Source organism: Siminovitchia sp. FSL H7-0308, from assembly GCF_037980985.1.
In the GTDB taxonomy this organism is placed as follows: domain Bacteria; phylum Bacillota; class Bacilli; order Bacillales; family Bacillaceae_C; genus Siminovitchia; species Siminovitchia thermophila.
Map to the genome: position 1 here is coordinate 2,530,151 of NZ_CP150282.1, position 13,377 is coordinate 2,543,527.

13 protein-coding genes are annotated in these 13,377 nt (G+C 43.9%); all 13 read right to left on the minus strand.

Annotated features, from left to right (window positions below; translation table 11 throughout):
- Positions 1 to 220 precede the first annotated feature (220 nt).
- Positions 221 to 1,639, minus strand: coding sequence for an NAD(P)/FAD-dependent oxidoreductase (locus tag MHB50_RS12100; RefSeq protein ID WP_339163872.1), 1,419 nt, complete (start codon positions 1,637 to 1,639; stop codon positions 221 to 223).
- A gap of 1 nt (position 1,640) precedes the next feature.
- Positions 1,641 to 2,846 (minus strand): dihydrolipoamide acetyltransferase family protein, encoded by a 1,206-nt coding sequence (locus MHB50_RS12105; protein ID WP_339163874.1) that lies wholly within the window; start codon positions 2,844 to 2,846, stop codon positions 1,641 to 1,643.
- A 17-nt stretch (positions 2,847 to 2,863) separates the two neighbouring features.
- Complete coding sequence (locus MHB50_RS12110; protein ID WP_339163877.1) at positions 2,864 to 3,862, minus strand: alpha-ketoacid dehydrogenase subunit beta; 999 nt, start codon at positions 3,860 to 3,862, stop codon at positions 2,864 to 2,866.
- Positions 3,859 to 4,926, minus strand: a complete 1,068-nt coding sequence (pdhA, locus tag MHB50_RS12115; RefSeq protein ID WP_339163880.1) for a pyruvate dehydrogenase (acetyl-transferring) E1 component subunit alpha — start codon at positions 4,924 to 4,926, stop codon at positions 3,859 to 3,861. Before pdhA ends, MHB50_RS12110 begins: the two co-directional genes overlap by 4 nt.
- 31 nt (positions 4,927 to 4,957) lie before the next feature.
- The gene (locus MHB50_RS12120; RefSeq protein ID WP_077112200.1) at positions 4,958 to 6,067 is read right to left on the minus strand and encodes a Glu/Leu/Phe/Val dehydrogenase; all 1,110 of its coding nucleotides are present in this window, start codon (positions 6,065 to 6,067) and stop codon (positions 4,958 to 4,960) included.
- Between the two features lie 219 nt (positions 6,068 to 6,286).
- A complete protein-coding gene (locus tag MHB50_RS12125) occupies positions 6,287 to 7,084 on the minus strand; it encodes an ABC transporter ATP-binding protein (protein ID WP_077112199.1) in 798 nt (265 codons plus the stop codon).
- The gene (locus MHB50_RS12130; RefSeq protein ID WP_077112197.1) at positions 7,062 to 8,111 is read right to left on the minus strand and encodes an ABC transporter permease; all 1,050 of its coding nucleotides are present in this window, start codon (positions 8,109 to 8,111) and stop codon (positions 7,062 to 7,064) included. Before MHB50_RS12130 ends, MHB50_RS12125 begins: the two co-directional genes overlap by 23 nt.
- 22 nt (positions 8,112 to 8,133) lie before the next feature.
- Positions 8,134 to 9,126, minus strand: coding sequence for an ABC transporter substrate-binding protein (locus tag MHB50_RS12135; protein ID WP_077112410.1), 993 nt, complete (start codon positions 9,124 to 9,126; stop codon positions 8,134 to 8,136).
- A gap of 162 nt (positions 9,127 to 9,288) precedes the next feature.
- The gene (locus MHB50_RS12140) at positions 9,289 to 10,062 is read right to left on the minus strand and encodes an enoyl-CoA hydratase-related protein (RefSeq protein ID WP_077112195.1); all 774 of its coding nucleotides are present in this window, start codon (positions 10,060 to 10,062) and stop codon (positions 9,289 to 9,291) included.
- Between the two features lie 11 nt (positions 10,063 to 10,073).
- On the minus strand, positions 10,074 to 10,850 hold the full coding sequence (locus MHB50_RS12145; RefSeq protein WP_077112193.1) for an enoyl-CoA hydratase-related protein: 777 nt from the start codon (positions 10,848 to 10,850) through the stop codon (positions 10,074 to 10,076).
- Positions 10,843 to 11,148, minus strand: a complete 306-nt coding sequence (locus MHB50_RS12150; RefSeq protein WP_077112192.1) for an EthD family reductase — start codon at positions 11,146 to 11,148, stop codon at positions 10,843 to 10,845. The genes MHB50_RS12145 and MHB50_RS12150 overlap by 8 nt, the downstream gene beginning before the upstream one ends.
- A gap of 57 nt (positions 11,149 to 11,205) precedes the next feature.
- The gene (paaB, locus tag MHB50_RS12155) at positions 11,206 to 11,580 is read right to left on the minus strand and encodes a 1,2-phenylacetyl-CoA epoxidase subunit PaaB (RefSeq protein WP_077112190.1); all 375 of its coding nucleotides are present in this window, start codon (positions 11,578 to 11,580) and stop codon (positions 11,206 to 11,208) included.
- Between the two features lie 492 nt (positions 11,581 to 12,072).
- Positions 12,073 to 13,242, minus strand: a complete 1,170-nt coding sequence (gene yhbH, locus MHB50_RS12160) for a sporulation protein YhbH (protein ID WP_077112188.1) — start codon at positions 13,240 to 13,242, stop codon at positions 12,073 to 12,075.
- Positions 13,243 to 13,377 lie beyond the last annotated feature (135 nt).

Consider the following 13,377-nt stretch of genomic DNA (forward strand, 5'->3'; position numbering starts at 1 on the left):
GCGTTTTGGCAATGCCAAGAGGGTTCGGGTGCAGCAAGTTTGTCAACGTCTTTCCGCTCCTTATGCTCACTCGGGAATACCGCCCTCGCCTTCTCATCAAATAGGCAGCATGCCCGCTTTGTAAGAGATACACTTTCGGAGCCGACCTTCTCCTGCTGAGAGGGCATACTTGGTTCCATCCTAAACTATTGGAACTAAAACAAAAAACCTGATCAAATGATCAGGCTTTTTGTTTTAGTTTTTTTGGCGGCTGGTGAATGGCAAGGCCTTTCATTTGTTCAACAGCTTCCAATAAAGATTCGCTTGTGCTCGGATGTGGATAAAATGGAAATAGAAAGTCTTCATCCCTTGCCCCCATCTCCAAACCGAGTACAGCGCTTGAAATAAGCTCGACTGCCCCTTCCCCAATGAAGTGTACACCTAAAAGCCGGTCCGATTGGTCGTCAAACACAACTTTTGCCATCCCCTCCTTATTTTGCGTCAATGACGCGTATCCGTTGGCGGTTAATGGGAAAACCCCCGTCTTAATTGTAAAACCCGCTTCTTTTGCTTCACTTTCGGTAAATCCTGAAAAAGCGATAGGCGGGTCTGTATGGATGACTGTCGGCATCCATGTCATATCAACCTCACCCGTTTTCCCACATGCTATTTCAGCGGCTGTTTTCCCTTGGCGAATTCCTTTTACAGCAAGTAATGGCGGCCCTGTCACATCTCCAATTGCAAAGATGCCTCCCCTGTTTGTTCGACATTGCTCATCCACGACAATAAAACCTTGATCATCCAACTCGACTCCTAGACGGGACACACCCAAGCCGTCCGTGTTGCCCCTAATCTCTTCCTGAGAATAAATATGAGTTCCGGTCACTTCACGCCGTTCCCCGTTGGCATTATTGAAAGTGCATTCAATTAGATTGTTTGATATATGCCAGCGAATATTCTTTACATCAAGGTGCAGATCAATCTTTCTTTTCTTCAGCAGTCTTATCAACTCTTTTTCAATTTCAGCGTCCAAAAAGCCGCTGTCATCTCTTGTGGCAAGAACCGTCACATCACATCCCAAGCCGGAATAAGCGAACGCAGCTTCTAAAACAAGGTAATTCCAGCCGATAAGAAGTAATTTTCCGGGAAGGTTTTCCGGATTAAACAGCTGATAAGAAGAAAGCATCCGGTTAGTTTCATCTTCCTTGATGTATGCTCCCGCAGCAATGATCGCTTGGGAAAATTTGATTGTCTCGTATTGATGCCCGTTTTCCACTCCGATCCTTTCATGATCAAGGAAATAGGCTTTTCCGGTTATGATCTCAATTTTATGTGCTTTACACAGCGCCATGACGCCTTTTCTGAGATTGTCTATGATATTGTTTTTATATTGATGGTAAGTGGATAGTTCAAATGACGGGTCATCAAACAAAAAGCCCAACTCTTTCATTTTTTGCAAGCGTCCGCTTTGCTTGGCCGCATGAACCAATGTTTTGGACGGAACGCATCCTTTATTCAGGCAGACTCCGCCGATTTTTTCTTTTTCTATTATGACAACTTCTTTGCCGAGCTGTGCCGCTCTAATGGCCGCAGTGTAGCCGGCAGGTCCACCGCCGACTACGACCAATTCTTTTTCTTGAACTAGTTCTCCTACGACCATTCTACATCAACTCCAATAACATTTTAGCCGGATTTTCGATTAAGCGGACGAATCGGTTCGTAAATGCCACTGCCATTGCCCCATCGGCTACACGGTGGTCAAAGGACATCGATATATTCATCATGGACCGGATCGTGATCTCATCATTGACAACGGACGGGCGTTTTTTCGCCTTATGAAAAGCCATCAAACCTGTTTCCGGATAATTAATAATAGGAGTGGCGGCAATGCTGCCGAGCGGTCCTACATTGCTGATTGTGAAAGTGCTGCCGGACATTTCTTTCGGGTTCAGCCGGTTTTCTTGCGCTTTTTGAATAAGTTGCTTCATCTCATCATGAATTTGTTTGATGGATTTACGTTCTGTATGACGGATCACTGGGACAATTAGCCCTTCTTCCGTATCAACGGCAATCCCCATATGGCAATGGTTTTTCATTTTGATTACTTCGTTCTCCTCATCCAGTACAGCGTTGAATACCGGAAAGTCCTGCAACGCAATCTGAACCGCCTTAATGAAAAAAGCTGCGACAGATACATGATCTCCTTCTTCCTTTAGTTGCTGTGCCAGGTTTAGGACATTTGTTACATCTGCTTCTTCAAAATGGGTGACATGCGGAATTGTAAACAGCGATTTTGCCATTTTCTCTGCAATGATTTTTCTCCGGCCTTTAAAAGGAACGATGTTCTCCTCTTCTGTTTCCACCCGCCGCGCAGAAGCGGACGCACTTTCCTGAGACACTTGTCTTTTTCCCGCTACTGATTCGTTCGTAAACCTGTAAACATCTTCATCCGTTATTCTTCCGGCTGGACCCGTTCCGGTTACTTCTTCTATATTGACTCCAAGATCACGAGCTATTTTTCGAGTATAGGGTGCGGCCAAAACCAGTTTCTTATTGGCAGGCTTAGTCACTTGGATTTGCACGCTTTTTTTTGCTTGTTCCTCTTCTTTTCTTGTGTCAACGGTTGCAGATTGGCCTGGATCAATGACAAGCAACGTGGTTCCGACAGTAATCTGTTCTCCTTCGGGAACCTTGATGTCTGTGATAGTGCCTTGAGCCGGCGAAGGCAGTTCAGCAGTCATTTTGTCGGTCTGCACCTCAACAAGTGGCTGGTCCGCCTCCACTTTTTCACCAATTTTAACAAGGTATTGGATCACTTCTCCTTCGGTGATCCCTTCTCCGATATCATGAAATTTCACATCGACCAAAAACACTCACCCTTTTCTTAAAAATTGACTGTTGTTTCAATGGCCTTCATTACACGCTCGGGTGTCGGCAAATAATGTTGTTCCAGTGTATAAAATGGGACAGGTACATCAAAGCCGGTAACTCTTTCAATCGGGGCTTTTAAATATAAAAATGAAGTGTCTTGAATAAGGGTAATGATTTCCGTCCCAAGTCCGCTTGTGGCGTGCGCTTCATGAACAATGACGGCTCTTCCTGTTTTTTGGACAGATTCGGCTATCATGTCTTTGTCAAGCGGATATAGCGTTCTTAAATCAAGCACATCACAATGGACGCCTTGTTCCTTCATTTGTTCAGCCGCTTGAATCGCCACTGGAACCATCGCTCCCCACGCAATGACCGTCACATCATTGCCCTCCATTATCCTCTTTGCTTTGCCGATTTCGACCGTGTACTTTTCAGTAGGAACATCTTCTCGAAACGCTCGATATGATCTCATGGATTCTAGAAACAAAACAGGATCAGGATCCTCGATGCTCGCAATGAGCAAGCCTTTTGCATCATACGGACTGGCTGGACAGACCACCTTGATTCCCGGCATATGGGTAAAAAATGCTTCAACACTGTCAGAATGGATTTCAGGAGCGCGGATACCGGCGCCATACGGTGCCCTTATGACGAGCGGAACGGTAAAATGGCTGTTCGTCCGCATCCGAATCCGTGTAACATGAGTCGCGATTTGTTCAAATGCGGGATAAATGAAACCGAGAAATTGCATTTCCACTACCGGAAGCAGCCCGTTTACCGCCATGCCGATGGCGGTGCCGACAATCCCCGATTCACTAATCGGCGTATCAATGACACGATGTTCGCCGAATTCATCCATTAAGCCGTCTGTTGCGCGAAACACTCCGCCATTCACGCCAATGTCTTCACCCATCATAAGCATCTCATGGCGCTCCCTCAACATCGTGCGCAGCCCATCGGTGACCGCTTGAACCAACGTCAATTTTTGAGTAGCCGGTGCCGATACATTCATGAAGTAACACCTCGCAAAAAGTCAAAGTATTTGTTTTTCTGCTCTTGAATCGTCCATGGATTTTCCTCAAATACGTGATCAAATAAATCATTCACATCGGCAGCAGGGAAGGCTTCCATGTCTTTAACCGCTTTTTCAACCTGATCAGCCGCTTCCATTTGAATACTTGCGGCCCACTGTTCATCCCACAAGTCTTCTTTTTTCATATATCTTTCCAAGCGTAAAATAGGATCGCCTTCTTCCCTCTTCTGTTCGCTCAATGATTGGTCACGGTATTTGCTCGGGTCATCTGCAGTTGTATGTGCACCGTAACGCCATGTAACAGCCTCGATCAATGTAGGGCCTTCTCCATTTCGAGCCCGTTCCAACGCTTTTTTTGTTTCAAAATAAACAGCGAATATATCATTGCCATCAAGACGGATGCCGGGAATATCATAAGCTACGGCTTTTTGGGCAATGGTTCTGGAGTTCATTTGCCTTTCGATCGGGACAGAAATGGCATATTTGTTGTTTTGGTTAAAAAACACCACCGGCGCCTTAAATATGCTTGCGAAATTCATCCCTTCATGAAAATCTCCTTCTGACGTAGAACCGTCCCCGAAGTATACAATAACGGCATTGTTCGTCCCTTTGTATTGTTCAGCCATCGCCGCACCTGCAGCATGGGGAAGCTGAGTTGCGAGCGGAACAGCAGGAGGGAAAATTCTTTTCCCGGAAGGGGGGATACAGCCTTCGGCGCGCCCATTCCAATATAAAAGGACTGTTTCAAGAGGAAGTCCAAAAGTCATTGTAGCAGCATGATCCCGGTATGTCGGGAATATCCAATCATCATTTTGCAGGGCCAAGGCACTGCCTACTTGTGAGGCTTCCTGTCCCTCAAACGGGGCATATGTTCCAAGCCTCCCCTGCCTCTGTAAATTAATAGCCTTTCTGTCGAATGTTCTCATTAAGGTCAACTGCCTATATACCTTTCTAAGAAATTCGTCAGATATTTGGTCCCGTATTTCTTCTTTGACCAGCTTCCCATTACCTTGCAAATAAACGACTTTTTCAAAGTTCTCCATGCTTCTCCTCCTTTAGATGATGACACGGATTTTAATGTTTGATTTGCCACTTGGGCGGAACCTTGCGCGCGAAGAAACTATTTCCAGCTTTTCTTGCCGCCAATTTTTGCTCACAAAACCTATTGGCTGCTTCCACGGTGGAAACGCTATCATTTTCCGAGACAATAAATATTTCCATCAATGAATCGTAGATTGCTTTTGTTTTTTGCAATACCCGCTCTTGATTGACTCCGTACAATTCGTCAGCTACTTGAATCAATCCGCCAGCATTCACAATATAATCCGGAGCATATACGATTCCCTTTTCTTGCAGTGCGGCGCAATGACGCTCCTCCTTTAATTGATTGTTCGCGGAACCGACAACGGCTTTTACTTTTAACATGTCAAGCGTTTCATCGTTCAACACGCCGCCAATGGCGCATGGAACGAAAACATCCGCTTCAACTCCGTAAATATCATTTGATGAAACCACTCGAATGGATGGGTTTCCAATGCTCTTTCCATAATCCACCAGTTTGGTGATCGCTCGCTCGTTCAGTTCTGTCACATATAGATCAGCACCTTTTTCCAGCAGCTGCTCTGCTACCTTTAATCCCACTTTACCAAGACCTTGTATAGCATATGTTTGATTACCCAAGCCACTGGAACCGCTTACAAACTCATTGGTAGCCTGAATGCCGTATAAGACCCCAATCGAGGTTGGCACGGATGAATCTCCGCCTCCTCCATACTCCTTTGGAAGTCCAATGATACAGTTTGTTTCTTTCATCGCATGAACAAAATCTTCCGGGGTTGTGCCCATGTCAGTTCCAGTGTAAAATCGTCCATTCAATGATTCTACAAATCTTCCGAAAGAACGGAATAGTTCCGGTGATTTGTCTTTTGCCGGATCACCGATGATAACCGATTTCCCGCCTCCAAAATCTACGTCGGCGGCAGCACATTTATATGTCATGCCCTTCGAAAGGCGCAGAACATCATCCAGGGCATCTTCAAAGGAACGATATGGATACATTCTGCAGCCGCCGGTTGCCGGACCGAGCGTTGTATTATGGATGGCTATAATCGCTTTCAATCCTGTGTTTGGATCATTGCAAACAACTACTTGCTCATGTTCATGAATCTGTTCAAAAAAACCCATCTTGACCTCCCCTTTTTCCGCAATCTCTTTCTGTAAAAAACGAGGATTTGATCTTTATTTACTTTCATTCTATGAACAGTTATCCACCATTTAGTGCATATAATGGATATTTTTTTGGAAAATAATGGTAAAAATCATGTAAATTGGGTAATAAAAATGAGAGAACATCATAAAGAAGCCTCCCTTTTTTATTTAAAAATCAAGAAACGCAAATATCTCCTAACTCGATAATAGCGCCTTGTCACTTGCAAATTGTTCTCCGCGAATCCGCTGAAACTCTCCAAGCAACTTTTCTATTGTTAAATCTTTTTTCTCTTCTTTGTTAACCTCCAAAATAATTTGACCTTTATCCATCATGATCAAGCGGTTGCCAAGATCAAGCGCCTGCTGCATATTGTGTGTGACCATGAGCGTTGTCAAACGATCCTTTTCAACAAGCTCTTTTGTCAAGTTCGTAATGAGCTCCGCTCTTGCCGGATCCAGCGCCGCGGTATGCTCGTCAAGAAGCAGAATAGACGGTTGAGTGAATGTTGCCATTAAAAGCGATAGAGCTTGCCTCTCTCCCCCTGACAACAACCCCACTTTGGCATTTAAACGGTTTTCCAAGTTTAAATGGAGCGTTTCGAGCGCCGCACGGAAAAAGTCCCTTCTTTTCCTGTCGACACCTCTCCTTAAACCGCGCTTTTTATTGCGTGAATAGGCCATCGCCAGGTTTTCTTCGATCGTCATGGATGGTGCAGTTCCAGCCATTGGGTCCTGAAATACCCTCCCGATTAATCGCGATCTTTTATATTCCGGCAGTTTTGTTACTTTTTTGGAACCAATTTCCACTGTCCCGACATCCGGAGTCAATACACCGGAAATCATGTTCATTAATGTGGACTTGCCCGCACCGTTACTGCCTATCACTGTGACGAAATCGCCTTCTTCCATTTCCAGGTTCACTCGATCCAGTGCTATTTTTTCGTCAGGTGTCCCTTCATTGAAGATTTTGCTAATCTGTTCGAGCTTCAGCAACGGATTCTACCTCCTCTTTTCCGGCCGATTTCAAAGCTGCCATTCGCTGGGTGTGCCACTTGGCCTTCCGCTTGTTTGCTCTTCTTTTTTCGATGATTTGCGGCATGACAAGTGCGGCAATAACAATGACTGCCGTAATAAGTTTCATATCCCCTGTATCAAGCAACTTGATTCGCAGCGCCAATCCAAGAACAATTCGATAGATAATAGCACCAGCTACTACAGCCAACGTTGTTCGAACAATTGTTTTCGTACCAAAAATCGCTTCCCCAATAATGACCGACGCAAGCCCAATGATAATCATCCCGATTCCCATACCAATATCAGAAAATTTTCCATATTGGGCAATCAATGCTCCGGAAAATGCCACAAGCGCATTGGAAATGCCAAGTCCAAGAATGACAAGTGAATCCGTATTTGCGGAGAAACTGCGAATCATTCGTTTGTTGTCACCGGTGGCACGAATCGCAAGCCCCACTTCGGTTTGAAGAAACCAGTCGGCAATCAGCTTGATGATAATTGTTACAATTGCCATAAGGATCAATATTCCCCAAGTGGAAGGGATATGCTGAACGCCAATGGATGACAACATATTGTTCAACGCGGCATCAATTCCCAGGTTTTCCCAAAATACTTGAAATTTTGTAAAGATTGTTTCAGAATTTAATAAAGGTATATTCGGGCGTCCGACCGAGTTATCAGAAGTTAAACCCATAATCCGCAAATTGATAGAATATAGTGCAATCATCATTAAAATGCCGGATAATAGCGGGTTTATTTTTCCTTTCGTATGCAATAGTCCCGTGACACAACCAGCCAAAAACCCGACGACCAAGGCAACAGCCGTTGCCGTTGCCGGATGATACCCGAAGATAATCATCGTGGCGGCAACCGAAGCTCCTGTGACAAAGCTGCCGTCAACCGTCAGATCCGGGAAGTCGAGCACCCGGAATGAAAGATATACCCCGAGTGCCATTATTGCATAGATGATTCCTTGCTCTACGGAGCCAAACATTGCTGCAAACATCTTAGAATCATCTCCTATCTATTTATTTGCCTTCGTAAATTTCAGCTTCCCATTCATCTTTAATTTCTTTTCCAATCTTATCCGCAATTTTCTTGTTGACCATTAATTTCAAGTTTTGCGGAGCCTGTACTGGCATTTCGGCTGGTTTGTCCTCTTCTTTTAAAATCTTCACTGCCATTTGTCCAGCTTCATATCCAATGTCAAAGTATTCAAAACCATATGCTGCAAAGCCGCCCTTTTTTAATGAATCCAATTCTCCCACCACTAGTGGAAGTTCGTTGTCATTGGCAACCGAAATAACAGATTCCAATGCGGAAACGACCGTGTTATCCGTAATAATATAAATAGAGTCAGCCTTTCCAAGCAATGATTCTGTTGCCTGCTTTACTTCGGCAGAGGTTGATACGGGTGCTTCTACAATGTTCAAATCAAGATTTTCTTTTTTGATCGTTTCTTTTACGATATTTACTTGAGCGACCGAGTTTTGCTCCCCTGCGTTATAAACCATTCCCACATTTTTGGATTCTAGTTCTTCACTAATAAACTTAACAGAATTCGGAATGGCCTCTGGATGGGTGTCAATGGTTCCAGTAACATTAGCGCCGGGCTTTTCCAATGATTCGACCAATTCAGCCCCGACTGCATCCGTAACAGATGTGAAAACGATCGGAATGTCTTTTGTAGCGCTCGCGACAGATTGTGCGCTCGGTGTTGAGTTGGCAAATATCAAATCAACGCCGGCATTTACAAGGTTCGAGGCAATCGTCGTGTTATTATTTGGATCTCCTTGCGCATTTTGTTCATCATATTCCACCTCTAATCCTGCATCCTCCAAGGCTTTCTTAAAACCGTCGTAGGCAGCATTCAAAGATGGGTGGTCAACGAGTTGCGTAACACCGATTTTATATTTTTTTCCTTCTTCCTGCTTTCCATTATTATCTTCTTCCTTCTCTGGGGCAGATGTATTATTGCCACATGCAGCCAATACAAGGACCGCACCGCCAAACAATGCCATTAAACCTTTTTTCCATTTTACGCTCACCTTTGTTCCCCCTCTATTTAAAATTTTATCGCCTTTTTCACACTATGTAAACGGCAATAATTATCGTAATGGTACACTGGTTATGGTAGATAGTCAATAAGTTTGGCAGGTTAATAAACGTGCGGAAGAAGCTCTTTATTTCCCTTGAAAAGCAGGTTTGCGCTTCTCGACAAATGCTCGTACTCCTTCTAGATGATCCTTCGATCTGCCGGCCAACCGCTGCGCTTCCGCTTCCAAGTCAAGCACCTCTTCAAGAGTTGAGTTCCATGATTTCTGCACATTGCTTTTCATCATGGCGATGGCCTTTGTCGGCATGGACACGATCTTATCCAAAAATTCCGATACTTCATGATCCCACCCATCCGCTGGAATCATTCTCGTGACAAGCCCTAATTGATCAGCTTGTTCAGCACTTATTTTTTCCCCAAGCATCATGAGTTCAAGTGCTTTTGCATGGCCAATCATGCGCGGTAAATAGTAAGTATTTCCAGAATCTGGAACTAGACCGATGTGCACGAACGCATTTAAAAAACTGGCCTTTTTTGACACGAGTCTGAAATCCGCAGCCAAGGCCAGGCTGAATCCCGCTCCTGCTGCCGTACCATTCACTACCGCAACAATCGGCTTTTGGCTTGCGGCCATTTTCAAGATAATCGGGTTGTACCGATTGGTAAGCAGCTCCCCATAATCAAAGGCGGCATCGGCTTCCCCCAAGTCTTGTCCCGCGCTGAAAGCACGTCCCGCTCCCGTAATGACGATTGCCCGCACATCATCATCTTGATCTCCTTTTTCAAAGGCGCTCAGCAATTCGGCGTGCATTTGGGCATTGAAAGAGTTCAATTTATCCGGACGGTTTAACGTAATCCATGCGGCGGATTTCCTAACTTCATACAAAATTGTTTCAAACATGGCAACCTCCATTAATATCCTTTAAAATCAGGTTTTCTTTTTTCCATAAAAGCTTTCATGCCCTCTTTTTGGTCTTGGGAAGAAAATAGCAAATAGAAGTTCTTCCGCTCAAAATACATCCCTTCTTGAAGTGGATAGTCTACCGCTTTGTGAACGGCTTCTTTGATCATTCGAACGGCGAGGGGGGGCTTTTCAGCCAGTTTTTTTGCAAAATTCAACGTTTCTTCAAATACAGTGTCAGCAGGATACAACTTATTGACGACCCCAAAGGATAGGGCTTCTTCGGCTGACATCATGTCGCCGCTCCAAATCCATTCAAGCGCTCTTGTCTTTCCAAGCAATTTAGTCAACCTTTGCGTGCCTCCGGCACCGGGCATAACCGCCAGGTTTACTTCCGGAAATCCAAACTTGGCATCGCTTGCGGCATACATCATGTCGCATAAAAGAGCAAGCTCAAAGCCTCCGCCTAAGCAATAGCCGTGTACTGATCCAATAATTGGCGTTTTAATTTGGGCAAGGCGGTCCCAATCGGCAAATTGATTCAATAATTCCATCGAGATTGTATTCTCTTCCGCCATTTCATCAATATCCGCCCCAGCGGCGAATGCCTTTCCTTTCCCGGCAAGCAAAATAACCCTGATCCGCTCTTTCCGATCAAATCGTTCGAGAGCCTCCAAAATCTCTCGAACCATTACTCTGTTTAGGGCGTTCAATACATTTGGGCGATTGAGCCACACAACCCCGACCGGGCCTACTTCTTCTGTTAAAATATGTTGATAATTACTCATTAACTTCCTCACCAAACATAAATGTGACAAGGTTGCCGGCGAATTTCATGACATCCTTTCCAGAAGCTTTTGATTCCTCTGTTTTGGACGCCTCTTTAAATGCTTCTTTACTATCATAAAACATTTCACACATCAAATAATACGGACTTTCTCCCATCGGCGATCCAGTAAATTTTGTCACGTTGACTTTGCGGAGTCCGGGAATTTTTTCTGTCAAAGGCAAGTGCGTTCCAAAATAATATTGATCAAACTCCTCAGGGTCTTCCGGCTTTTTGAACAGTGCAACCATTTTAAACATGTACATATCCCCTTTCATAATGTGCTTTTTATTAAAGGCAAAGCCTTTAAAAACGTTTTATGGCTGGCGCTTTTCTTTGTGAGGGCGGTCTTCCGCCCATGACATGATTTCTTTTTCATCGAGCATTTTTTGCTCGTACTGGCGCCACTTCTTTCTTAAATATCCATAACCTTTCGTCAGCCGGTAATCTTTGTTGTCAAGCCTTTGAACAATGTCCCGCTCCTCCGGCTTCATCCTTCGGATGTCCGAGCGCTTTACCACCCATATATCCACTACGGGCTCCCTGCGCATGAAATTTTCCTGAGCCATGATAAATGCCATATCGGCATTCGGGGCCAACAAACTGAATTGATGCTGAAAGTCCCCTTTATGGCTTCTCTTGCTGAAAACCTCGTATACATCATAAAAATCATCTGTTTTCCCGCTATCCATAGTTGTTCCTCCTCCTCACGGTGCATGATTTTCGGAAAAGCGATCCTTTTTTGTTTTTTCGGGTATTTCTGCCGTCTGCTTGAGGTGATGGTTCCCTTACTGGCTGTCTAAGTTGGCTTTAACGGAGGCTCCTGCCAAAACGATCCCGAAAAAGGAAATCCACTTCATTTTTGGCAAGCTGTCTTTCATGATTTTTCCAGTAATAAACGTTAGCATGTTTTATATGGGATTTCGTTTGATAGCCAGTTGAGTGTTTATGGGTGGGTCTGTGTCATTACTGTCTTCATAATATTTTAAATTTACAGTTTTGTAAGCGTTTAACAATTGACGCACAGCGAATTGGGTATAACAAAATAATTCAAGTAGCGTGAAATGTCGTTATATTATTTATTTTAAGGATACTTTTTATTTTCTCCGCTGTCAACCACAAAATGGGCATTCCAAAAGAAAAAAGAGGAAACAACATCTTGCTTCCTCTGATGACTTCCATATTTACATATAGCTGTTTTCAGGCTTCTTTCGGAAAAAGCTTTTCATTGCGTGATACACGTCCGCCTTTTGCTTCAAAATATAATAATAAAACTTTTCATTTTTAATATTTTTATAAGCCGACATTAACGTGGAATTGCGCTGATACTGATTTACTTCACCGTACCCAAAAATATTTGACTTCTCCATCAGTTCATTCACGAGCTTTACACATCTTGCGTTATCCGATGTCAAGTTATCTCCATCGGAAAAATGGAACGGATAAATATTGTATCGCTCAGGATCATATTTATCCGATATGACCTCCAATGCCTTTCTATACACGGAAGAACAAATTGTTCCGCCGCTCTCTCCTTTGGAAAAGAAATCTTCTTCGGATACTACTTTTGCTTCCGTATGATGGGCAATAAATTCAATAGAAACCTTTTCATATTTCGTCCGTAAAAAACGGGTCATCCAGAAGAAAAAGCTGCGCGCCATATATTTTTCCCATATCCCCATCGAACCGCTTGTGTCCATCATTGCAATGACAACTGCATTGGATTCCGGTTTTTCAATTTCATTCCATGTCCGGAATTTCAAATCTTCCGGAAATATCGGGTAAAAATCCGGTTCTCCTTTCATGGCATTTCGTTTAAAGGCTGTCATCATTGTTCTTTTCTTATCAATATTGCCCATTAACCCTGTTTTGCGCACATCGTTATATTCAATATTCGTCACTTTGTTGGCATCTTGCTCTTTCCGCTGTAAATTGGGAAGCTCAAGCTCCTTGAATAACGCTTCTTCCAAATCCAGCATGGATACTTCCGCTTCGTAATAGTCTTCGCCCGGCTGGTCACCTGCTCTTTGCCCTCTTCCCGGACCGGATTTTTGTGACCCTCCATCTCTGGCAACAACGTCACCAACTTGACTATCTCCGTCTCCTTGGCCAACATGTTTGTTTTTATCGTAATTATAGCGAATTTTATATTCATCCAAAGATCTGATGGGAATTTTTACAACATCGCTGCCATCGGACATAATGATACTTTCCTCGGTAATCAGGTCGGGCAAATTATTGCGAATTGCTTCCTGTACCTTTTCTTGATGGCGCTGTTGATCATCATAACCTTTCCGATGGAGGGACCAATCTTCTTTTGAAATAGCAAATTGGTGAGACATTGACTCTGACATGATTACGACGCCCCCCTTTAATGGTTTTATTAAACATGTGTACCCGAAAATCCGTGTACAATCACCTTTAATTATTCTATCTTATGCGAAATCGCAAATTTATTTACTGCTAGTTGTAAGAATGGGACAAAGATT

Bases quoted from the DNA above. Each gene is read 5' to 3' on its own strand.
- MHB50_RS12100 (WP_339163872.1), bottom strand. From the start codon at position 1,639: ATGGTCGTAGGAGAACTAGTTCAAGAAAAAGAATTGGTCGTAGTCGGC.
- MHB50_RS12110 (WP_339163877.1), bottom strand. From the start codon at position 3,862: ATGAATGTATCGGCACCGGCTACTCAAAAATTGACGTTGGTTCAAGCG.
- pdhA (WP_339163880.1), bottom strand. From the start codon at position 4,926: ATGGAGAACTTTGAAAAAGTCGTTTATTTGCAAGGTAATGGGAAGCTG.
- MHB50_RS12120 (WP_077112200.1), bottom strand. From the start codon at position 6,067: ATGGGTTTTTTTGAACAGATTCATGAACATGAGCAAGTAGTTGTTTGC.
- MHB50_RS12130 (WP_077112197.1), bottom strand. From the start codon at position 8,111: ATGTTTGCAGCAATGTTTGGCTCCGTAGAGCAAGGAATCATCTATGCA.
- MHB50_RS12135 (WP_077112410.1), bottom strand. From the start codon at position 9,126: ATGGCATTGTTTGGCGGTGCGGTCCTTGTATTGGCTGCATGTGGCAAT.
- MHB50_RS12140 (WP_077112195.1), bottom strand. From the start codon at position 10,062: ATGTTTGAAACAATTTTGTATGAAGTTAGGAAATCCGCCGCATGGATT.
- MHB50_RS12145 (WP_077112193.1), bottom strand. From the start codon at position 10,850: ATGAGTAATTATCAACATATTTTAACAGAAGAAGTAGGCCCGGTCGGG.
- MHB50_RS12150 (WP_077112192.1), bottom strand. From the start codon at position 11,148: ATGTTTAAAATGGTTGCACTGTTCAAAAAGCCGGAAGACCCTGAGGAG.
- paaB (WP_077112190.1), bottom strand. From the start codon at position 11,580: ATGGATAGCGGGAAAACAGATGATTTTTATGATGTATACGAGGTTTTC.
- yhbH (WP_077112188.1), bottom strand. From the start codon at position 13,242: ATGTCAGAGTCAATGTCTCACCAATTTGCTATTTCAAAAGAAGATTGG.